Annotated in this window: 21 protein-coding genes, 1 tRNA gene and 1 pseudogene; 18 read left to right on the top strand and 5 right to left on the bottom strand. The window is 55.5% G+C overall.

From position 1 onward, the window contains the following. Positions 1 to 20 precede the first annotated feature (20 nt). The 10 genes and pseudogenes from IFT84_RS08820 (at position 21) to IFT84_RS08775 (ending at position 8,554) form a co-directional block, all read left to right on the top strand. Complete coding sequence (locus IFT84_RS08820) at positions 21 to 839, top strand: segregation and condensation protein A (RefSeq protein WP_192118465.1); 819 nt, start codon at positions 21 to 23, stop codon at positions 837 to 839. Further along, on the top strand, positions 832 to 1,476 hold the full coding sequence (scpB, locus tag IFT84_RS08815) for an SMC-Scp complex subunit ScpB (RefSeq protein ID WP_244651164.1): 645 nt from the start codon (positions 832 to 834) through the stop codon (positions 1,474 to 1,476). The genes IFT84_RS08820 and scpB overlap by 8 nt, the downstream gene beginning before the upstream one ends. Further along, positions 1,473 to 2,558, top strand: coding sequence for an ABC transporter ATP-binding protein (locus IFT84_RS08810; RefSeq protein ID WP_192118462.1), 1,086 nt, complete (start codon positions 1,473 to 1,475; stop codon positions 2,556 to 2,558). Before scpB ends, IFT84_RS08810 begins: the two co-directional genes overlap by 4 nt. 38 nt (positions 2,559 to 2,596) lie before the next feature. Then, on the top strand, positions 2,597 to 2,818 hold the full coding sequence (locus IFT84_RS08805; protein ID WP_192118460.1) for a twin-arginine translocase TatA/TatE family subunit: 222 nt from the start codon (positions 2,597 to 2,599) through the stop codon (positions 2,816 to 2,818). Positions 2,819 to 2,931: 113 nt separating this feature from the next. Further along, positions 2,932 to 3,232, top strand: a pseudogene (tatB, locus tag IFT84_RS08800) (Sec-independent protein translocase protein TatB); the annotation flags it as partial. Positions 3,233 to 3,374: 142 nt separating this feature from the next. Continuing rightward, entirely contained in the window at positions 3,375 to 4,214 is an 840-nt protein-coding gene (gene tatC, locus IFT84_RS08795; protein WP_192118456.1) for a twin-arginine translocase subunit TatC, read from the top strand. Between the two features lie 41 nt (positions 4,215 to 4,255). Further along, positions 4,256 to 5,533, top strand: coding sequence for a serine--tRNA ligase (gene serS / locus IFT84_RS08790; protein WP_192118454.1), 1,278 nt, complete (start codon positions 4,256 to 4,258; stop codon positions 5,531 to 5,533). 16 nt (positions 5,534 to 5,549) lie between these two features. After that, positions 5,550 to 6,317, top strand: a complete 768-nt coding sequence (gene surE / locus IFT84_RS08785) for a 5'/3'-nucleotidase SurE (RefSeq protein WP_192118453.1) — start codon at positions 5,550 to 5,552, stop codon at positions 6,315 to 6,317. Beyond that, positions 6,314 to 6,967, top strand: a complete 654-nt coding sequence (locus IFT84_RS08780; protein ID WP_192118452.1) for a protein-L-isoaspartate(D-aspartate) O-methyltransferase — start codon at positions 6,314 to 6,316, stop codon at positions 6,965 to 6,967. The genes surE and IFT84_RS08780 overlap by 4 nt, the downstream gene beginning before the upstream one ends. 153 nt (positions 6,968 to 7,120) lie before the next feature. After that, the gene (locus IFT84_RS08775; protein WP_192118451.1) at positions 7,121 to 8,554 is read left to right on the top strand and encodes a LysM peptidoglycan-binding domain-containing M23 family metallopeptidase; all 1,434 of its coding nucleotides are present in this window, start codon (positions 7,121 to 7,123) and stop codon (positions 8,552 to 8,554) included. Between the two features lie 135 nt (positions 8,555 to 8,689). Here the strand turns inward: IFT84_RS08775 and IFT84_RS08770 are convergent, their stop codons facing one another. Further along, complete coding sequence (locus tag IFT84_RS08770) at positions 8,690 to 9,562, bottom strand: ATP-binding protein (RefSeq protein WP_192118450.1); 873 nt, start codon at positions 9,560 to 9,562, stop codon at positions 8,690 to 8,692. A 162-nt stretch (positions 9,563 to 9,724) separates the two neighbouring features. On the opposite strand from IFT84_RS08770, the gene yajC reads away from it, so the two are divergent. The 5 genes from yajC to IFT84_RS08745 all read left to right on the top strand — a co-directional run bounded on the left by yajC (position 9,725) and on the right by IFT84_RS08745 (position 14,429). Next, positions 9,725 to 10,069 (top strand): preprotein translocase subunit YajC, encoded by a 345-nt coding sequence (gene yajC, locus IFT84_RS08765; protein ID WP_192118449.1) that lies wholly within the window; start codon positions 9,725 to 9,727, stop codon positions 10,067 to 10,069. Positions 10,070 to 10,162: 93 nt separating this feature from the next. Then, entirely contained in the window at positions 10,163 to 12,652 is a 2,490-nt protein-coding gene (secD, locus tag IFT84_RS08760) for a protein translocase subunit SecD (protein WP_206757402.1), read from the top strand. Between the two features lie 4 nt (positions 12,653 to 12,656). Continuing rightward, entirely contained in the window at positions 12,657 to 13,043 is a 387-nt protein-coding gene (locus tag IFT84_RS08755; RefSeq protein WP_192118447.1) for an Mth938-like domain-containing protein, read from the top strand. A gap of 17 nt (positions 13,044 to 13,060) precedes the next feature. After that, a complete protein-coding gene (locus tag IFT84_RS08750; RefSeq protein ID WP_192118444.1) occupies positions 13,061 to 13,912 on the top strand; it encodes a phytoene/squalene synthase family protein in 852 nt (283 codons plus the stop codon). A 67-nt stretch (positions 13,913 to 13,979) separates the two neighbouring features. Next, complete coding sequence (locus IFT84_RS08745) at positions 13,980 to 14,429, top strand: hypothetical protein (protein ID WP_192118442.1); 450 nt, start codon at positions 13,980 to 13,982, stop codon at positions 14,427 to 14,429. 33 nt (positions 14,430 to 14,462) lie between these two features. Here IFT84_RS08745 and trmFO read toward each other — a convergent pair whose 3' ends face one another. From trmFO to IFT84_RS08730, 3 genes are all read right to left on the bottom strand, one after another. Then, positions 14,463 to 15,872 carry a methylenetetrahydrofolate--tRNA-(uracil(54)-C(5))-methyltransferase (FADH(2)-oxidizing) TrmFO gene (gene trmFO, locus IFT84_RS08740; RefSeq protein WP_192118440.1) on the bottom strand — a complete coding sequence of 470 codons (1,410 nt, stop codon included), beginning with the start codon at positions 15,870 to 15,872 and terminating at the stop codon, positions 14,463 to 14,465. Positions 15,873 to 15,983: 111 nt separating this feature from the next. Beyond that, positions 15,984 to 16,127, bottom strand: a complete 144-nt coding sequence (locus IFT84_RS08735) for a DUF1127 domain-containing protein (RefSeq protein WP_192118438.1) — start codon at positions 16,125 to 16,127, stop codon at positions 15,984 to 15,986. 228 nt (positions 16,128 to 16,355) lie between these two features. Then, on the bottom strand, positions 16,356 to 16,499 hold the full coding sequence (locus IFT84_RS08730; RefSeq protein WP_192118436.1) for a DUF1127 domain-containing protein: 144 nt from the start codon (positions 16,497 to 16,499) through the stop codon (positions 16,356 to 16,358). 294 nt (positions 16,500 to 16,793) lie between these two features. Between IFT84_RS08730 and IFT84_RS08725 the strand changes: the two genes are divergently transcribed. Together IFT84_RS08725 and tig are read left to right on the top strand one after the other, a co-directional pair. Continuing rightward, positions 16,794 to 16,878, top strand: a tRNA-Leu gene (locus IFT84_RS08725). Positions 16,879 to 17,060: 182 nt separating this feature from the next. Next, positions 17,061 to 18,533 (top strand): trigger factor, encoded by a 1,473-nt coding sequence (gene tig, locus IFT84_RS08720; RefSeq protein ID WP_192118434.1) that lies wholly within the window; start codon positions 17,061 to 17,063, stop codon positions 18,531 to 18,533. Between the two features lie 74 nt (positions 18,534 to 18,607). On the opposite strand, the gene IFT84_RS08715 is transcribed toward tig, so the two are convergent. Next, the gene (locus IFT84_RS08715; protein WP_192118432.1) at positions 18,608 to 18,748 is read right to left on the bottom strand and encodes a hypothetical protein; all 141 of its coding nucleotides are present in this window, start codon (positions 18,746 to 18,748) and stop codon (positions 18,608 to 18,610) included. Between the two features lie 297 nt (positions 18,749 to 19,045). On the opposite strand from IFT84_RS08715, the gene coaD reads away from it, so the two are divergent. Continuing rightward, a complete protein-coding gene (gene coaD, locus IFT84_RS08710) occupies positions 19,046 to 19,546 on the top strand; it encodes a pantetheine-phosphate adenylyltransferase (RefSeq protein ID WP_192118430.1) in 501 nt (166 codons plus the stop codon). Positions 19,547 to 19,563 lie beyond the last annotated feature (17 nt).

Raw genomic sequence — 19,563 nt, 5'->3', positions numbered from 1 at the left:
TGTTTGGTGGATATCCGGACATGACAACACAGGACATATGGACGGACGCGGACCCCCAGCCAGCCGAGGCGCTGGTTCTGGATATCGAAGGGTTTGAAGGTCCACTGGATTTGCTGTTGCACCTTGCGCGCAACCAGCGTGTAGACCTTGCCCGCATCTCCATACTTGCTCTGGCGGAACAGTATCTGGTCTTTGTCGAACAAGCCCGACTCATTCGGATAGAACTTGCCGCCGACTACCTTGTGATAGCGGCATGGCTGGCGTTTCTCAAATCCAAACTACTGATTCCCCAGCAAATAAAGGGTGATGGTCCAAGCGGGGAAGAGCTGGCTTCCGCTCTGGCGTTCAGGCTCAAACGGTTGGAGGCGATGCGCGAAGCAGGCGCGCAGCTGGCTGAGCGCAATCGGCTCGGCCGCGATATATTCACGCGTGGCGCGCCGGAACATGTTCTTTCTACGGCGACATCCGGTTACGAAGCATCACTGTTCGATTTGCTGTCTGCCTACGCTCAGTTGCGGCAAAAGCAGGCTGTCTCCCACGTGACCATCTCCAAACGCCGCGTGTGGTCTCTGGTGGATGCACGTTTAATGCTAGCGCGGCTGGTCGGCGATCTCGATGGCTGGACTTCGCTGGAGCAGTATCTGGTACAGTATCTGTCCGATCCGGCAGAGCGCTCCACCGCCATAGCAAGCTCGTTTGCCGCGTCTCTGGAACTGGTTCGAGAGGGGCAGATCGAACTGCAGCAGGCCGATGCGTTCTCCCCGATCTATATCCGTCAAGGACCCACGCCAATTAGCGCGGAAGCACTTGAAGCGATGGAGACGGCCCGCAATGGATGAGGCTCACCGTATTGCTGAAGCGCTGATCTTTGCATCTGCCGCACCCGTTGCGCCGTCTGTCATCGAGGAGCGTCTGCCTGTCGGCGTTGATGTGCGCGCAATACTGCTTGACCTCAAAGCGGAGTATGCCAGCCGGGGCGTCCACCTTCTTGAAATAGACGGGCATTGGGCGTTTCGCACGGCTGCCGATCTGTCCTTTGCGATTTCATCAGGGGAACCGGTTCGCAAACTCTCGAAAGCCGCTTTGGAGGTCCTCTCGATCATTGCATACCATCAACCGGTTACACGGGCCGAGATAGAGGATATCCGAGGCGTGCAAACATCCAAAGGCACGCTGGACGTGCTGATGGAAGCGGGTTGGGTGCGTTTTCGGGGACGTCGCCGTACGCCGGGGCGTCCGGTGACATTCGGCACGACACGAGAGTTTCTGGACCATTTCAGTCTGGAGGACATCCGGGATTTGCCGGGCATCGAAGAGCTGAAGGGCGCAGGAATGCTGTCCGGCCGTATCCCGCCGGGCTTTCAGATCCCCGAGCCACTCGGCATCGACGATGTTCCAGAGGATGAGGATCCGATCACCGCCCTCGATCTTGAAGAGTTGGGCCTGCTTGCGCCCAAGGGGGAGGAGCCGGAATGACCGTCGTCGCCAATAAGCCATTCAGGGCCCGTACTTTCTCTCCCGCACGGCTAACATTCGAGCATATCCGCCATCGCTATGCAGACCGTGAAACCATTCGCGACGTGTCGCTTTCGGCAGAACCGGGTGAGATACTGTGTTTGCTTGGACCTTCCGGCTCATGCAAAACAACGCTGCTGCGAATTGCTGCCGGAATCGAGACCCAGACGTCCGGCCGGGTGTTGCTGAATGACATGGAGCTGTCCGGCCCCAACCTGCATCTGCCGCCGGAAAAACGCGGTATCGGCCTGATGTTTCAGGACTTTGCCCTGTTTCCCCACCTGACGATCAAGGACAATATTTGCTTTGGCCTCAAAGGCTGGGACAAGACCGAAGCAAACCGTGCAGCGGATGCCGCCTTGGAGCGAGTGGGGCTTTCCGGTTATGCGCACCGTTATCCTCATGTGTTGTCGGGTGGTGAGCAGCAACGCGTGGCATTGGCTCGTGCGCTGGCACCGCGACCAGCCGTGCTGCTGATGGACGAACCATTTTCCGGACTTGATTCGCGTTTGAAGGACAGTGTGCGCGCCGACACTTTGTCTGTTCTGGCCGATAACGGTACGACTGCCATTATTGTGACCCACGACGCGGAAGAAGCTATGGGCATGGCGGACAAGATTGCGTTACTGCGCAACGGTATGCTTGTTCAGACAGGTGCGCCACAGGAGTTGTACCGCAAACCGTCAAATCTGTTTGCTGCCGGCTTTTTCTCGCAACTCAACATTGTTGCCGGCAAAGTCGTAGAATGCTGTGTCGAAACGCCGTTTGGTGTGGTGCAAACACCGGGATTGAAGACCGGAACCGAGGTGTCGGTGGCTGTTCGGCTGTCGGCCGTCAAGGTCTCTGCCGGGGGCGCGGGAGCGAAAGCGGAGATTGTGCATCGCCGATACCTAGGCGCTGCTGAGCTTCTCGACCTGAGGCTTGCACTGTCGAAAAAGATTTTACAAGCTCGTATTGCCGCCGACATTCTGCCGCAAGGATTGTGCGAGGTGTCCGTTTCGGTTAACGAGCAGGACATATATGTGTTTGAAAAAGACGAATAACGTCTTACACCGGGGTTCTGGTTATAGGGAGTTTGACTATGGGTTCTTTCAGTATCTGGCATTGGCTAATTGTTCTCGTCGTTGTTTTGCTGCTCTTCGGTCGCGGCAAAATTCCCGAATTGATGGGTGATGTTGCCAAGGGCATCAAAAGCTTCAAGAAGGGCATGACCGAGGATGATACAGCGGAGGGTCCGGTTCAGCGTCCAACGCACCCGGTTGATCCGCGCACAGTCGATCACAAGTCAGATGAAGTTCGTTAGAGCATAAGCCGACCGGAGTGAAACGAGGGTCGAACAGCTTATGCTTCAAATGAAGGATACATCACGTCAGGAATCATGGACGACGTTCAAGTCCGTGATGCGAGGCTCTGAGAATGCTTGATATTGGTTGGACAGAGCTGCTGGTCATCGCTGTCGTTATGATCGTGGTTGTTGGTCCAAAGGACCTTCCGCCCATGCTTCGTGCATTCGGCAAGATCATGCGGAAGCTGACCGGTATGGCTTCTGATTTCCGTCACCAGTTTGATGATGCTTTGCGGGAAGCAGACCTCGATGATGTCCGCAAGACGATCCATGACGCGCAGCGGCTGAACCCGGCCAATTCGCTGCGTGATGCAATGAACCCGCTTCGTCAGATGGGCAATGAGCTGAAAGCCGATCTGCAACGGTCCACGTCATCATCGGTCAGAACGCCTGAAACACCATCACCCGCCAGTGATATAGAACAAGCGAAACCCGAAATGGTGAGGCAACCCAAGGCGATTGTTCCAAAGCCATGGGTTATGAAGAAGCAACCGGGACCAGATGAGGACAAAGCATGAGCGGCGACATTGACGACAAGCCGCAGCCGCTGCTGGAACATTTGATCGAACTTCGCTCACGCCTCATGTGGGCGCTGGGCGCGTTCTTCGTCGCATTTCTGGTCTGTTTCTATTTCGCCAAAGGTCTTTTCAACCTTCTTGTCATTCCTTTTCGCTGGGCCGTTGAGTGGTCTGGAATTGAACATGGAAGCATCGAACTGATCTACACGGCCCCGCAGGAGTTCTTCTTCACTCAGATCAAGGTTGCGATGTTCGGGGCGTTTGTGGTGGCGTTTCCCATGATTGCATCGCAACTCTATAAGTTCGTCGCTCCCGGCCTTTATAAAAACGAGCGTGCTGCATTCCTGCCGTTTCTTGTGGCGTCGCCGATCCTGTTTCTGCTTGGTGCAGCGCTGGTCTATTTTTTCTTCACGCCTATGGTCATGTGGTTTTTCCTGGCCATGCAGCAGTCCGGTGGCGACGGGAAAGTCGCGATCCAGCTTTTGCCAAAAGTGTCCGAATATCTTAGCCTGATCATGACCTTGATCTTCGCGTTCGGGCTGGTTTTTCAGCTTCCTGTCGTTACCAGCCTGTTGGTACGCGTGGGTTTCATTTCCTCGCAAAGCCTGAAAGATAAGCGCAAGTACGCAATCGTCATTGCCTTCGTGGCAGCTGCAATTCTGACGCCGCCCGACCCGATATCGCAGATCGGGTTGGCAATTCCGACAATCATTCTTTACGAAATCTCGATATACACGGCGCGATTGATTGAACGTCAGAAAGCAAGGGAAGCGTTGGTGCGCTCAGCGTACGACGCACAGTCAGCAAGTGCTGACGACGAACCCTCAGCAACCTGAGCCTCTCTTGAGCCGACTACTCATAACGCCCTGGAATAAACATGCTTGATATCAAATGGATCCGCGACAATCCCGAAGCTTTGGATGCGGCACTTGCCAAACGCGGTGCCGCGCCGGTGTCTGCCGATATTATTTCGCTGGATGAAAAGCGCCGCGGCCTTGTGCAGACATTGCAGGATATGCAGGCCCGCCGCAATTCCGCGTCCAAGGACATCGGGGCCGCCATGGCGGCTGGCGAAAAGGACCGGGCCGAGGCGTTGAAAGCCGAAGTCGCGACGCTGAAAACCGCATTTCCCGCAGCCCAGGACGACGAGCGAAACACAAGCGCGGCCCTTGCCGATGCGTTGTCTAGGCTGCCGAATATACCGATGGACGACGTTCCCGTTGGAACCAGCGAAGACGACAATGTTGTTGCCCGGGTCGTGGGGGAAAAACCGACCTGGAATCATGCAGCCAAGGAGCACTTCGAACTGGGTGAAGCTTTGGGCTTCATGGATTTTGAAACGGCTGGCAAAATCGCCGGGTCGCGCTTTACCATCCTGCGCGGGCCTCTGGCTCGGCTGGAGCGTGCCCTTGGTCAGTTCATGCTTGACCTGCATATCGATACCCATGGCTATACGGAGGTGCAGCCACCGCTGCTGGTGCGTGATGACGCCATGTTTGGAACGGGCCAACTGCCAAAATTCACCGAGGACCTGTTCCGCACTACGGATGATCGGTGGTTGATTCCGACTGCCGAGGTGCCGCTGACCAACATGGTGCGCGAGCAAATCCTCGATGAAGCAAAATTACCCCTGCGATTTACGGCGCTGACACCTTGCTTCCGCTCGGAAGCGGGGTCTGCCGGTCGTGATACACGCGGCATGTTGCGCCAGCACCAGTTCATGAAGTGCGAACTGGTCTCCATCACGGCCGCTGAAACCGCCATTGATGAACACGAGCGTATGACGGCGTGTGCTGAAGAAATTCTGAAAAGATTGGGCCTTCACTACCGCGTAATGGCGCTTTGCACGGGCGACATGGGTTTTGGGGCGCGCAAGACTTACGATCTGGAGGTTTGGCTTCCGGGACAGGCAGCGTATCGCGAAATTTCGTCCTGCTCCGTATGTGGTGATTTTCAGGGTCGACGGATGAATGCCAGATATCGGTCCGAGGACGGTCTGAAGTTCGTTCATACGCTGAATGGATCCGGCGTTGCCACCGGACGCGCATTGATTGCGGTTATGGAAAACTATCAGAATGAAGACGGCTCCATCACCGTGCCAGACGTTCTGCTTCCCTATATGGGCGGGTTGACCCGTATCGAGACATCCAACTGACGAGGCCTGATCCCTGATGCGTATTCTGCTGACAAACGACGATGGTATCCATGCTGAAGGCCTCGCAGTGCTGGAGCGTATTGCCCGTGTACTGTCTGACGATGTCTGGATTGTTGCACCGGAAACCGATCAGAGCGGACTCGCTCACTCTCTGACGTTGTCTGAACCCCTGCGCCTGCGCCAGGTATCGGAAAAGCATTTCGCGCTGCGCGGCACGCCGACAGACTGCGTTATTATGGGTGTGCGCGAGGTGTTGGACGTCAAGCCGGACCTTATTCTGTCGGGCGTGAATGTCGGTGCCAATATGGCCGATGACGTGACCTATTCCGGTACGGTGGCGGGGGCCATCGAGGGAACACTGCAGGGGGTGCGCTCCTTTGCGCTGAGTCAGGCGTTCAACCACGCCGGGCGGCTGGTGCCGTGGGACGTAGTGGAAACACACGCACCGTCCTTGCTGGCCCGTTTGATGAAGATTGACCTGCCCGATGGGACATTCCTCAATCTGAACTTTCCCAACTGCGCGCCCGGAGACGTTCAGGGCGTGGAGGTGACGTCTCAAGGTAAGCTGGAGTTTGGCCTCTCTATTGAAGAACGCGCAGATGGCCGGGGCTTTCCGTATTACTGGTTGCGGTTCGGCGAACGGGCCGGAGAGTTCCGGGCCGGTACGGATATCCACGCCATCAAGCACAATCAGATTTCCGTAACGCCGTTGAAGCTGGATATGACGGATTATACAGTGCAAGATCGGTTGGCTAAAGCGCTTCTCGAAGGGAGCGCGGATTGACCATCCGCCTTGGTGAGCAGGAAGGCTTTGCAGCTATGGTCCTTCGGCTTCGTGCCGAGGGCATTTCCAACCATGACCTGCTGACGGCGGTGGAGCAGACGCCCCGCTCGGCCTTCGTTCCGCCCCAGTTTGCGGAGGACGCATACTCGCAACGTTTGCTGCCGCTGGATTGCGGTTCGTTTATCGAGGGTCTGGATTTCGCCGTTCGCCTGCTTCACTGTCTGAACATCAAGCCCGGTCAACGCATTCTTGAAGTCGGGACCGGAAGCGGATTTATGGCGGCTGTGATGGGACGTCTGGCTTCACGTGTGCTGACGTTGGAGCGGTACAAAACTCTGGTCTCGCAATCCCAGAAAAATCTCGAAAAGGTCGGCGTGCGGAATGTTGTCGTACGCCACAGTGATGCGAGCGCTGGACTTGCAGGTGAGGGCACGTTTGACCGTATTCTGGTCACCACTGCTTTTTCGAGCCTGCCGCGCATGTTTTCCGATCATTTGGTATCGGGTGGTACGTTGATCCTGCCGATCATGGTCTCAGACGACGAATGCAAGATGGTCCGCCTGACGCGCACAGGTAGCCGCTATGACCGGGAAGACCTGTTCGACGCACCCTATCTGCCAATCGTGCCGAAGCTCGCATCCATTCTCTAGGCAGAGATATCGCTGCGATAGCCGTCGGCCAGCGATGCCCCATGGTTATCAATCTGTCAAAAATCGTGGTTTAAATCGAGAACCTTAACCCGGCGGTAACTCTAACGCGCTTTAATCCGTATCAACAAGCTGTGTTGGAATTGGGTTGGTGTCATGCGTGTAGAAGTATCGCCGGTTGTTGGTAAGTCGATCATCCGCCTCTGTGCTGCGGTTCTGCTCGCAAGCGTCGTCACCGGGTGCGGATCGGATTCCACCCGTTTCGGGAATGTCTTCGATGGCGCCGATCAGGTGACGACCAGTTCCGTGCCGCGCAGTCCTGCGCCTTCGGCGACACCTGTAGCCTCAGCCGGTCCGTATGCCGCATCGCCGGTCAACAGCGCACCTGTCTCAGAAGTCCGCGCCGTCTCTACGCCCATGAGCGTACAGCGCGTTGCCTTGGCCGATCCGGCAAGCGCAAACGGCAACCCGCAATCCCCATCACGCAATACCTTTGAGTCCAGCGCCGTACCCGAGCCCGGCAGGCGTCCGTCCACCCCAGGCGGGTCGAAGTCGGTTACGCTTGGTGCAGGCGAGACGGTCAACTCGTTGTCGCGCAAGTACGGCGTTCCCGAAAGCGAAATTCTGAGAGCCAACGGACTAAAAAGCGGTTCGCAGGCACAGTCCGGCCAGCGTCTGGTTATTCCAGCTTTGAGCGTTTCGGCCAGTGCCGCCAAAGCCTCTGCATCGGATGCGGCGTCCAGTCTTGATATCAACGGCAAACTACCGTCCGATGACCGGACGCGCGACCGGGATGTTGCCATTCTACCCGGTTCACCTCAGACCCGCGATAAGTCCGACAGCAAGACAGGAACATCGACAGGCAATCTTGGCGACAATGGCGCAGGAGCGGCAAACGGCAGCTATATAGTCAAGCAGGGCGACTCACTGAACAAGATCGCTCAGGCACATGGTGTGCCTGTCGCGGATCTCAAAAAAGCCAACGGTATCACTACCGGTTCCATTCGCATCGGGCAGACACTGGCCCTGCCGACGGGTGCTGCAAAAGCGGCTGATCCGGTTCAAACGGCGTCTGTTCAATTACCAAAGGCGCAGGCAACGAAGCCTGCTGACCCTGCGCCCGCTGCCGCTGCTGCACCTGCGGCGCCCAAGGAAAGCGTGAACGAAGTGGCCTCCCGCAGTGACGTTACCGACGATTCACCCAAATCCACTGGTATCAGCAAGTATCGCTGGCCTGTGCGGGGCGCGGTTATCGCGGGTTACGGCGCAAATGTGGACGGCAACCGGAACGACGGTATCGATATTTCCGTGCCCGAAGGCACGCCCATCAAGGCGGCTGAAAACGGCGTGGTCATCTACTCCGGCAGCAGCCTGAAAGAGCTCGGAAACGCCGTGCTGGTCCGCCATGATGACGGCACCGTTACCGTCTACGGTCACGCCAATACCCTGAATGTGACACGCGGCCAGAAAGTGCAACGCGGACAGACGCTTGCAGAATCGGGCATGAGCGGCAATGCGAAGCGTCCCACTGTGCATTTTGAAGTGCGTAAGAATGCAACGCCGGTCAATCCAGCGACGTTCCTGGAGTAGTGCAGGGGTAGGGCTGGGCTGCTACTGCATAATTCCTTAAATCGGAATCGATTCAAGGATAAATGATGCAGTATTTCTAGTGCTACAGCGTCCTTGCGCGTCATATTTGACGTACAGCGCTGTAGGCTGCCCACTCTATTCGGATGTAAGCGGACGGCCGAGTTTCCCAGCCAAATCCTGAATGAACTGCCAAGCCACGCGTCCCGATCGGGAACCGCGTGTGACACTCCACTCCAACGCCTGGGCATGAACCTCGCTTCGCTCCAACGGCAGTTTGAAGTGCTCGACATAGCTGTCGATCATCTCCAGATAATCGCTCTGGCTGCATTTGTGAAAACCAAGCCAGAGCCCAAACCGGTCTGACAGAGATACTTTCTCCTCAATCGCCTCAGATGGATTGATAGCGGTAGCCCGCTCGTTCTCCATCATATCCCGGGGAAGAAGGTGGCGTCGGTTTGAGGTCGCGTATAAAATGACATTGTCTGGCCTGCCCTCGATTCCCCCATCGAGAACTGCTTTCAACGACTTGTAGGACGTGTCGTCGTTATCAAACGACAGATCGTCGCAGAACACGATGATCGGTGATGATGCGGCGCGGAGGATATCCATCAGAGCCGGTAACGTCGAAATGTCCTCGCGGTGAACCTCAACGAGCTTGACGGGAATACCGGTTTCGGTTTTCGCTTTCAGTTGCACGGCCTTGACCAGAGATGACTTTCCCATCCCCCGTGCGCCCCATAGCAGCACGTTATTGGCGGGCAGTCCCCGCGCAAACCGTAGGGTATTGTCGAGCAGGATATCCCGTACGTGGTCGACACCGCGAATCAGTGAAATATCCACCCGATTCGGTTTGGTAACCGGCTGCAAATAGCGCTGTGCCGGACTCCATACGAAACAGTCGGCGCTCGCCATGTCGTTTTGTGCCGGGGCAGGCCCAGCGATACGTTCCACGGCAGCCGACAGACGCTTGATTTCCAGGATGAGTGTGGCAATTTGAGCGTCTTGCATGGTTAACTCCGTTCTGCGTCCTGATCTTGCACAGGTAGCATGGTGTTTCTGCCTGTAAAATAGTATGAGCGGGAAAACCGGACAAAGGGAAAACCTTTAGCCGGCTCTAATTTAAATGACAGGCCATTGGCCTGCTGAGATGGACGTCAAGGAGTTTAAGTCATGTTCGTGAGCCAGGCATTTGCCCAAACAGCAGCAGCACCAGCGACCGGAGCCGGCGGCGGGCTGGAAATCCTGATGTCCGTATTGCCCTTCCTTCTGATCTTTGTCGTCATGTACTTCCTGATCATCCGTCCTCAGCGCGCCCAGATGAAGCGTCGCGAAGAGTTGCTGAAGAACATTCGTCGCGGCGATCAGGTCATCACCGGTGGTGGTATTGTCGGCAAGGTCACCAAGGTTTTTGACGACGGTGAGCTGGAAGTTGAAATTGCAGAAGCCGTTAAGATCCGCGTGCTCCGCAGCGGTGTTTCGGAAGTTCGTGTCAAGGGCGAACCCGTCAAGCAGTAATCGTTCCTTCCAGCTTCAAGCGCGCCTGTTCCGGGCCGGGTCGAGAGAGCCATGCATCATTTATCCCGTTGGAAACCTGTGCTGGTTTGGCTCGTGTTTTTTGCAAGCGCGATGCTGGCTTTGCCCAATCTGTTCAGTCAGGATGCCGTCTCCACGCTTCCAAGCTGGATTCCAGCCAAGAAGCTGGCTTTGGGCATTGATCTGAAAGGCGGCTCCGACGTCGTCCTCAAGGTTAATCGCGTCGATCTTGAGGGGCGTCGGTTACAGGCGGTTGGGGGCAATATTCGGGATCGGCTCCGGGAAGCAAACATAGCCTATAATGGTCTGACCGGATCTGCGAACGTTATCGAAGTGCAAATTCGGGACGCCAATCAGGTCGATACCGCTCGTCAGGCATTGCAGCCACTGACCGAAGCGGTGGCAACGGGTGACATAGCTGGCCGCACCCTACGCGAAGTTACCATGGAAACGGCGGCCGATGGTATCCTGCGGTTCACGTTGACGCCGCAGGGTATCGACTACCGCGTTGTTGCTGCTGCCAATCAAGCCGCCGAAGTGCTACGATTGCGGGTTGATGGTCTTGGTACGGCAGACTCCGTTGTGCGTCGGCAAAGTGCCGATCGTGTTTCAATTCAGGTTCCCGGCGAGGATGATCCGGAACACTTGAAAAGCGTTCTAAGCCAGACTGGAGACTTTGTCCTGCGGCGAACCAACACATCGGTTCCGCTGCAGCAGGCCATTGATAACGGTGCCCCTGAGGGCACAGAACTGCTGTATTCGGGGGATGACCCACCGACAGCCTATCTGGTTGATCGTCAGATTCTTGCCTCACAGATGGATGTTACTGAAGTCAGCGCCGGTGTGCCCAATGCGCAGGGTGAAGCTGTCCTGAATGTGCTTCTCGATGATGAGGCACAGGATCGGTTGGCAGCCACTGGCTCTGATCGTTCATCGGTTCTGGTCCTGCTGGATGACCAGATTATCGGCACTGCAACAGTCAAGGGAGCAGGCGAACCGGTCGAGATATCCGGAGGCTTCACGCCTGAGAACGTCGCTGACCTCATCAGCGTGTTGCAGGCTGGCGCCTTGCCCGCCGTTTTCGGCGTTGTCGAAGAACGCACTGTCGATCCGGCATTGGGCTCTGATTCTGCGAAAACCGGAACCTCTGCGGCCATGATCGCCTCGGGATTAATCGCGATGTTCATGATGGCGTTCTATGGCCGTATTGGTCTGTTCGCCAGCGTTACCATTGCGTTCAACCTTCTCTTGATCATTGCTGTGATGACCGTCAGCGGGCTAGCGTTGACATTGCCAGGCATTGCCGGAATCGTGTTGATCATCGGCATGGCTGTCGACTCCAATGTGCTTGTCTATGAGCGGGTTAGAGAACAGATTCGCCAGCGCAAATCAGCCGGTGAAATTATTGGCCCTGGGTTCGATAAGGCCTATGCCACCATCATCGACGCCAATCTTGTCATGTTGATTGCCGCACTGATCTTGTGGGTGTTTGGCAATGGCCCTGTTCGCGGCTTTGCAGTGACTGTTGCCATCGGCATTTGTGCCACACTGTTTGTTACTGCAACATTCACACAGAGCATGGTCGCCCGCTGGATCGCGCGCGAAACCTATCGCGACGTGCGCAAGAGCTTGCATACGGTGATTTTCGACCGGCTGAATATCCGGTTTATGGGGATACGGCGTTATGTGTTTATTGGGGCGGCCTTAACCGGACTGGGTTCGGTAATCCTTTTAGGGCTGGTGGGAATCAATCTTGGCATTGACTTCAACGGCGGGGCGACGGTTGAACTGCGCGCGCGCCAGGGCGACGCCAATATTCCCAACATTCGCGAGCGGCTGGCGGAACTGAATATTGACGGTGTTCTGGTGGAGGCGACCAGACGACCGCAAGATGCCAGAATTCGCGTTGCATCGCGTGGCGGTGGCGAAAACGCGGAACAGACTGCCATTAACGTGATGCGGGACGAACTGGAACCGGACTATGATTTCCGGCGGGCGGAAGTGGTTGGTCCCACGGTTTCGGGCGATCTGACCTATCGCGCCACGCTGGCGGTCTTGATCTCGCTTCTGGCCGTATTTGTTTACATTTGGGTCCGCTTCCAGTGGCAGTTTGCCGTCGGCGCAATCATTGCGACCATTCACGACGTCCTGCTGACGATGGGGCTGTTCGCTTTCACGAGCATGGAGTTCAATCTGACGGCCATTGCTGCTGTTTTGGCAGTCATCGGTTTCTCGCTCAACGATACCGTCGTTGTTTATGATCGTATCCGCGACAACCTCAAGTCCTTTGGTCAGATGCCCTTGTCAATCTTGATTGATACATCGATCAATCAGACATTGTCGCGCACCGTGCTGACATCCGTCACGACGCTGATCGCGCTGCTGACGCTGTTGATTTTCGGTGGTGAAGGAATACGGGTGTTTGCCGTTACAATGATTTTTGGTGTCATTATTGGAACGTTGTCGTCCATTTACATTGCCGGGCCGCTGCTGATCCTGTTCCGCCTGCGACCGCGCCGATCGAGGCGTGGTACAAGTGCCGCCCCGACCGCAGTGGCGGGGTAAGGATATGGCGAAAGGCATAGAAATGCGCGAAGCTCATTTTCCCGGACGCGCACCGGTCGATGCCTACGGCAACGGCGGCTTTCGTTTTGCCGATATGTCGCATCGCGGCTCCGTACTGATGCTTCCCTCCGGTATTTACGGCTGGGATATGGCAGAGGGAGACGCTTTGACAGCAGATCGCTTCCAGCGTGTGCTGGATGAAGCCGGTGATATTGAGGTGCTGTTGGTGGGCACCGGAATGGACATCCGTCCGTTGCCGGAAAACCTGCGTATGACATTGAAAGACCATGGCATATCGTCAGACCCGATGAGTACGGGAGCAGCTGTGCGCACATTCAACATCATGCTGGCAGAGTCGCGCGCGGTGGCCGCGGCACTGATAGTCGTTTGACTGGACCCGATACTACGATGGGTTCTGATGTCGGTGCATACGACTATTGTTTGAGCAACCTTCGCGATACCGATCGCGACCGGTATCTTGCTTGTCTGCTGTCACCGGAGAATAAGCGTGGGGCTTTGGCGGCGCTCTATGCCTTTAATGCAGAGCTCGCGCGGATCCGGGACACTGTGCGCGACCCGCTGCCCGGCGAAATTCGAATGCAGTGGTGGCGTGATTTTCTGGATGGTCAAGCGGCCGGTGATGGTAGCAGCAATCCGCTCGCGCAGGGCTTGCGTTCCTGTATACAGGATCATAACTTGCCGACCGGTGTCCTGCACGACATGATCGACGCGCGTATCTACGATCTCTACGACGACCCCATGGACAGCCGCAGCACTCTTGAGGGCTATGCGGGTGAAACTGCCAGTGCGCTGATCCAGTTGGCAAGCCTGATTCTGGATCCCGGCAACGCAGCGCAATCTTCTGGCGCCGCAGGACATGCGGGTGTTGCCCAATCTATTGCGGGCGCACTTTTGCTGCTTCCAATTCATCAACAACGCGGGCAGATGTACATTCCCGCCGAAATATTGGCTGCGACTGGACTGGACCGTGACGCTTTCCTCAAAGGGAGTCAGACTGATGCCATGACTGCCGCCATCCGGGCGTTCGCGGGTCTGGGGCGTGACCACTTAAATCAAGCACGACAGGGTGCGATAATTTCCAAACAAAGTTTTTGTGCTTTTCTGCCGATTGCTTTGGTTGAACCGGTTTTTGAACAGGCCGAAAAGCTTGGATACAGGGCTGCGATCCAGCCGGTGTTGCAGGCGCAATGGCGGCGCCAGTGGCGTATGTGGCAGGCAAAACGCAGGCAGCGTTTCTGATTAATGCTCCATGCTCAGGCAAGTTTGATGGCGTAAGCTCTATCCAACAAAAAGGGACGGGGTGCCGATGGTCTGGCTCATCACCGCATTGCTGCTTCTCGGCATCGCATGGTTTTTTACGTTGATGAACCGGCGAGCCGCCCGTGAAAACCAGAGGGTTGATACCGGGGCGGCAATTCTGGATTTCGCCCGCGCATTCCCTGAACACCCCATACGAAGTTTGCACGTGACGCGAGATGGAGCCGCGATTTTCGCCCGACTTCACGATGGGCGCATCGGATTCATGCAGGCGCACGGTGCCCAATACGCCTGCCATCTTCTGGAGCTCGAGCAGGTTCGCGCCCAATGCGATGGGCGCAGTCTCAAAGTGAGCTTTCCCGGTACGGTTATTCCGGAAACCAGTTTTATTTTCAGAACGCACAAGGAGGCCGACGACATAATGAACTGGCTGAAACCGGATGCGCTGCCGGCTGCCATAGACAATTCCGTCCCCTTTGAGAACGGTCAGGTTACCTAGTCTATTTTCAAGAGTTGGTGCTTGCTCGGTGCCTTAACCCCGCAACCACACGGCGCAATCATCCAACGCACGCTTGGCAACGGCCTGTTTCTTCGCGGCCGCTTTGTCCTTGCCGCGGAAACGCTTCAGACCCTCCGGGCGGACGATCGCACCCGGTTCCAATGGTGGAAACAGTCCAAAATTGATGTTCATCGGCTGGAATGAACGCTTTCCGGGTTCGTCGTCCGATACGATGTGACCGCCGGTAATATGGTTGAGCAGGGCGCCGAGTGCGCTGGTCATCGGTGGTCGGACAGGCATCTCCCCTCTATAATCCGAGGCAGCAAACCGACCAGCCAGCAGACCGATACTCGCACTCTCCACATAGCCCTCGCAGCCGGTGATCTGGCCAGCGAAGCGGACGTTGGGCCGTGACTTCAGCCCCAATGTTGCGTTCAGCAACGTGGGCGAGTGAAGGTAGGTGTTGCGGTGCAGTCCGCCCAATCGTGCAAACTCCGCCTGTGCCAACCCCGGAATGAGCCGAAAGATCTCTGACTGGGCGCCATATTTCAGCTTGGTTTGAAAACCAACCATATTATACAGCGTACCCAGCGCATTATCCTGCCGCAACTGCACGACCGCATACGGCTTGACTGAAGGATTATGCGCATTGGTCAACCCCATGGGTTTCATGGGACCATGTCGCAGCGTCTCCCGACCGCGTTCGGCCATCACTTCGATTGGAAGGCAACCGTCGAAGTATGGTGTGCCTTCCCACTCCTTGAAGCCCGCGGTATCGCCCGCAATCAAGGCGTCGATAAAAGTGTTATACTGCTGCTCGTCCATCGGGCAATTGATGTAGTCCTTGCCGGTGCCCCCGGGGCCCACCTTGTCGTAGCGAGACTGGAACCAGCAGATATCCATATCAATGCTGTCAGTGTAGACAATGGGCGCAATTGCGTCGAAAAATGCAAGCGCATCAGCGCCGGTTTCTGCTTGAATAGCAGACGCAAGGGCAGGGGCTGTTAAAGGTCCGGTGGCGATAATCGTCTGGCCCCAGTCTTCAGGCGGTAAACCGATTACTTCCTCACGAACGACCGTAATCAGCGGATGTCCGCCAATCGCCTCGGTGACGGCATAAGAAAACCCGTCGCGATCCACAGCCAGCGCACCGCCTGCCGGAACCTGATGCGCATCGGCACACCGCATAATGAGCGAATCAGCTAACCGCATTTCTGCGTGAATGACCCCCACCGCATTGCTGGTCGCGTCATCGGACCGGAAGGAGTTTGAGCAAACGAGTTCCGCAAGACCATCGGTCTTGTGTGCCTCGGTGCCCCGAACACCACGCATCTCATGCAGAATAACGGGGATGCCACGCTGTGCCACCTGCCAGGCCGCTTCGCTGCCAGCAAGTCCACCGCCGATAATGTGAATGGGAGTATTCGAAACTGTCTTATTCATGACACGCTGCATAACACACGGCACTCATCAAGCAAATCGGTGACGGCAACAAGGCTCTGAAAACGACAAAGGCACCCGTAGGTGCCAGTATCGGATATTCTAAAGTGCAGCTTACCGGAACGAGCGCGAAGCAATGTCACGGATATCGTAGCGAGTAATGCCGATGTCGCTCAATGCGTGGTTGGACAGGCTGCCCAGTTCATTAACGGTACGACGATAGTTGATCCAGCTCTTTGCGATGCGAATAGGGTTCATTGTCTGATCCTCCAGAACGTGTTGGCTGCTCATCTGCAGCGGTTGAGCGTGTTATAGCTCCACATTCTCCAAACCCCCAGTGCAATTAATATGCATCTGCTATGCGTTTGTGCATCCCATGACTAAAATCCGTGCAGTTTTCCTCTCTGCCATTAATTGCCGCAACTGTTGCCCAGGCACAAAAAAACCCTCCGCAAGCGAAGGGTTTTGAGGGCGTCAGGCTTGAATTTATCTGACGGCCTGTCGTGCTACATAGGCAATATCGCCCCGACCAATGCCGAGATCATTCAGCTCCCGGTCAGTCATGCGGCCCAGTTCATTGCAGGTCTGGCGATACTTGCGCCAATTGTTAAACGAGCGAGTGATGTTCATGTCGATGTCCTTTGTTTTTGCCGGCTGCCGTCGCCAGCGCTCTGCATCAGTTCTTGATGCTGTATGTACGCGCATCCACGGGGATAAAAAGTGCTGATACCGTATGGCACCCATGCGTGGGCTGCATCGCGTTGAGCCAACAAACGGTTGAGTGTCGTTATAAACTTGGGCGCAAACGTATTTTTTGTTTGATCCGGCAAAATCGGGTGCTATAGAGACGCCGCGCTCGGGAACGCTGGCGCGACAGGCATCACAGAGGTGAGTGTGTTGGTCAGCGGTTACGTCTCTTGGCAAGCGGGTATGGTGAAATTGGTAGACACGCCAGATTTAGGTTCTGGTGCCGTAAGGCGTGGGAGTTCAAGTCTCTCTACCCGCACCAATCAGGGTTAAGTGCAGAAGACCCTTGTCTATGCGCGTGTATCAGGACCGAAGAGTGCCATTTTGCTTGCAAAATGGCAGGAGAATTGGGTAAAGCCACTCCCGGCAACTAGATTCCGGTCGAGTGCTCATAAAACTTATCGGGTCGGTAGAGCACCGCCAACGTGAAATGAAGGTTTGAACATGCAGGTTATCGAAACGCTCGCAGACGGGCTGAAGCGCGAACTCAAGGTCGTCATTCCGGCCAAGGACATGGAAGCTCAGATGAATGAGCGTCTCGCCGACGCCAAGAACAAGGTGCGGATCAACGGATTCCGTCCTGGCAAAGTGCCAGTTGCACACCTGAAAAAAATGTATGGCAAGTCGATCATGGCTGACCTCGTTAACGAGATCGTTCGTGACAAGCCGCAGGAAATTCTTTCCGGCCGTGGCGAAAAGTCTGCAACGCAGCCAGAAGTCGCGATGACTGAGGATGAAGCCGAAGCCGACAAGATCCTCGATGCAAAGGCTGATTTTGAATTTACGCTCGCTTACGAAGTGATTCCTGCCATTGAGTTGAAGGACAATTCTGGCATCGCGGTCACGCGTGAAGTGGTTGAAATCGGCGAAGAAGAAGTCAACGAACAAATTCTGCGCATCGCGGAGAGCGCTCGCACGTACGAAGCCAAGGATGGTGCTGCTGAAAATGGCGATCGTGTCACGATCGACTATCTGGGCAAAGTCGACGGTGAAGCCTTTGATGGCGGCAAAGATGAAGACGCGGAACTGGTTCTCGGTTCCAACCGCTTCATTCCGGGTTTTGAAGAGCAGCTTGTCGGCCTGAAGGCAGGCGACGAAAAGGTTATTACCGTTACGTTCCCGGCTGAATATCCCGCTGCCAATCTGGCTGGGAAGGAAGCGACATTTGACATCTCGGTGAAGCAGGTTGCTGCGGCTGCAGAACTGGAAATCAACGATGATCTGGCGACGAAGCTGGGTTTGGAATCGGTTGATCGCCTGAAGGACGTTGTTCGCGGTCAGATCGAAAGCCAGTTCGGCTCCATGACGCGCCAGAAGGTCAAGCGTCAGATCCTCGATCAGCTGGATGAAATGTATCAGTTCGATACGCCGCAGCGTCTGGTTGATGCGGAGTTCGAAAACATCTGGCGTCAGATCAACACCGATCTGCAACAGGCTGGCAAGACATTCGCAGACGAAGATACCACCGAAGAAGAAGCCCGCGTTGAGTATGGCAAGCTGGCTGAACGTCGCGTTCGCCTTGGTCTCGTTCTGTCAGAAATTGGTGAGAAGGCTGGCGTTCAGGTCAGCGACGAGGAAATGCAGCGTTCACTGTACGAACAGCTTCGTCAGTTCCCCGGTCAGGAAAAGCAAATTCTCGATTACTTCCAGAAGACACCGGGCGCTGCTGCTTCGCTGCGCGCACCAATTTTCGAAGAGAAAGTCGTGGATCAGCTGCTGACTGAAATTTCGGTAACAGACAAGGTTGTCTCGAAAGAGGAACTGATGGCTGACGACGAAGCAGACGAAGCTAGCTCGGAAACCACGGAAGCTAAACCCGCGAAGAAAAAGGCTGCTGCAAAAGCAGAGGGTAGCGAGGACGCTCCCAAGAAAAAGGCCGCTTCAAAAAAGAAAGCCGCCGAAGACGCTTCGGAATAAGAAAACCCAATAAAAAACCCCGCAGCAGCGGGGTTTTTTATGTCGAGATGTAACTGAAGTCAGCAGAACTGTTATTATACTGGGAAACCATTGATACCCTGCTTGATGTTTTTAAGGGCTTCACGGTCTTCATGGAGTTCCGAAATCGTCTTGGTGAAGTCCACAAGAAACATCACGCTGATAAATGCGGATATCAGCATCATTGCAATTGCCATTATGCTCTCCTGCTAGTTGGCGTAGGGGCTACGTTGAAGGTTCAAGCGTTCGTCACGAGCTTCGTTTCGCAGTGCGTGTATAGTTGCGAAGATCATCGTGAAAAACATGGTGATGGAAAGTAAAGCTAAGACCATTATTCTTCTCCTTTCGCCTCATTAACGGTTGCTTTTTCAATAAAGTTCCAGCGAACGCATTTTTCCTGCACATTGTTTGCAAGTCGTTGGACGTGTGCCTTATCGGGTCTCGGTGACATGCTGTGCTTGCAGTTGCTTGAATACCGTGCCAGAACGCGCCCTATGAAAATCGAGAGCGGTAAAATTGGTTTCTACACAGGGTCATTCGATCCGATAACGCTTGGTCATGTGAATGTGCTGCGTCAGGCGCTGAACGTCTGCGCGCATGTCCATATTGGCATCGGATCAAATCCCGGTAAAACGCCGCTATTTTCGATCCCGGAGCGGCTGTCGCTGATCCAACAGGTGTTGGACGACGAATTCAACGACCAGGCTAGACGAGTGACGGTTCAACAATTCAGCGGCTTGGCTGTCGATGCTGCAAAGTCTTTCGGCGCATCTGTCATTGTTCGGGGATTGAGGGATTCGACAGATTTCGATTATGAAATGCAAATGGCCGGTATGAACGGTGTTCTGGCACCAGACGTTCAAACTATCTTCATTCCAGCGAGCTCAGAGCTGCGGCCTATTACCGCCACATTGGTCCGTCAGATCGCGGCCATGGACGGCGATATCAGTCCGTTTGTTCCCCGTGCGGTTTTTGCTGCGCTGTCGAAACGCTAACTTCGCATCATCCGAGG

It is taken from the genome of Rhizobium sp. CFBP 8762 (assembly GCF_014841565.1).
Taxonomy (GTDB): domain Bacteria; phylum Pseudomonadota; class Alphaproteobacteria; order Rhizobiales; family Rhizobiaceae; genus CFBP-8762.
The sequence above is the reverse complement of the archived record's forward strand: the minus strand, read 5'-3'. Positions and strand labels throughout refer to the sequence as shown.

Bases quoted from the DNA above. Each gene is read 5' to 3' on its own strand.
- IFT84_RS08820 (WP_192118465.1), top strand. From the start codon at position 21: ATGACAACACAGGACATATGGACGGACGCGGACCCCCAGCCAGCCGAG.
- scpB (WP_244651164.1), top strand. From the start codon at position 832: ATGGATGAGGCTCACCGTATTGCTGAAGCGCTGATCTTTGCATCTGCC.
- IFT84_RS08810 (WP_192118462.1), top strand. From the start codon at position 1,473: ATGACCGTCGTCGCCAATAAGCCATTCAGGGCCCGTACTTTCTCTCCC.
- IFT84_RS08805 (WP_192118460.1), top strand. From the start codon at position 2,597: ATGGGTTCTTTCAGTATCTGGCATTGGCTAATTGTTCTCGTCGTTGTT.
- tatC (WP_192118456.1), top strand. From the start codon at position 3,375: ATGAGCGGCGACATTGACGACAAGCCGCAGCCGCTGCTGGAACATTTG.
- serS (WP_192118454.1), top strand. From the start codon at position 4,256: ATGCTTGATATCAAATGGATCCGCGACAATCCCGAAGCTTTGGATGCG.
- surE (WP_192118453.1), top strand. From the start codon at position 5,550: ATGCGTATTCTGCTGACAAACGACGATGGTATCCATGCTGAAGGCCTC.
- IFT84_RS08775 (WP_192118451.1), top strand. From the start codon at position 7,121: ATGCGTGTAGAAGTATCGCCGGTTGTTGGTAAGTCGATCATCCGCCTC.
- IFT84_RS08770 (WP_192118450.1), bottom strand. From the start codon at position 9,562: ATGCAAGACGCTCAAATTGCCACACTCATCCTGGAAATCAAGCGTCTG.
- yajC (WP_192118449.1), top strand. From the start codon at position 9,725: ATGTTCGTGAGCCAGGCATTTGCCCAAACAGCAGCAGCACCAGCGACC.
- IFT84_RS08755 (WP_192118447.1), top strand. From the start codon at position 12,657: ATGGCGAAAGGCATAGAAATGCGCGAAGCTCATTTTCCCGGACGCGCA.
- IFT84_RS08750 (WP_192118444.1), top strand. From the start codon at position 13,061: ATGGGTTCTGATGTCGGTGCATACGACTATTGTTTGAGCAACCTTCGC.
- IFT84_RS08745 (WP_192118442.1), top strand. From the start codon at position 13,980: ATGGTCTGGCTCATCACCGCATTGCTGCTTCTCGGCATCGCATGGTTT.
- trmFO (WP_192118440.1), bottom strand. From the start codon at position 15,872: ATGAATAAGACAGTTTCGAATACTCCCATTCACATTATCGGCGGTGGA.
- IFT84_RS08735 (WP_192118438.1), bottom strand. From the start codon at position 16,127: ATGAACCCTATTCGCATCGCAAAGAGCTGGATCAACTATCGTCGTACC.
- IFT84_RS08730 (WP_192118436.1), bottom strand. From the start codon at position 16,499: ATGAACATCACTCGCTCGTTTAACAATTGGCGCAAGTATCGCCAGACC.
- tig (WP_192118434.1), top strand. From the start codon at position 17,061: ATGCAGGTTATCGAAACGCTCGCAGACGGGCTGAAGCGCGAACTCAAG.
- IFT84_RS08715 (WP_192118432.1), bottom strand. From the start codon at position 18,748: ATGGCAATTGCAATGATGCTGATATCCGCATTTATCAGCGTGATGTTT.
- coaD (WP_192118430.1), top strand. From the start codon at position 19,046: ATGAAAATCGAGAGCGGTAAAATTGGTTTCTACACAGGGTCATTCGAT.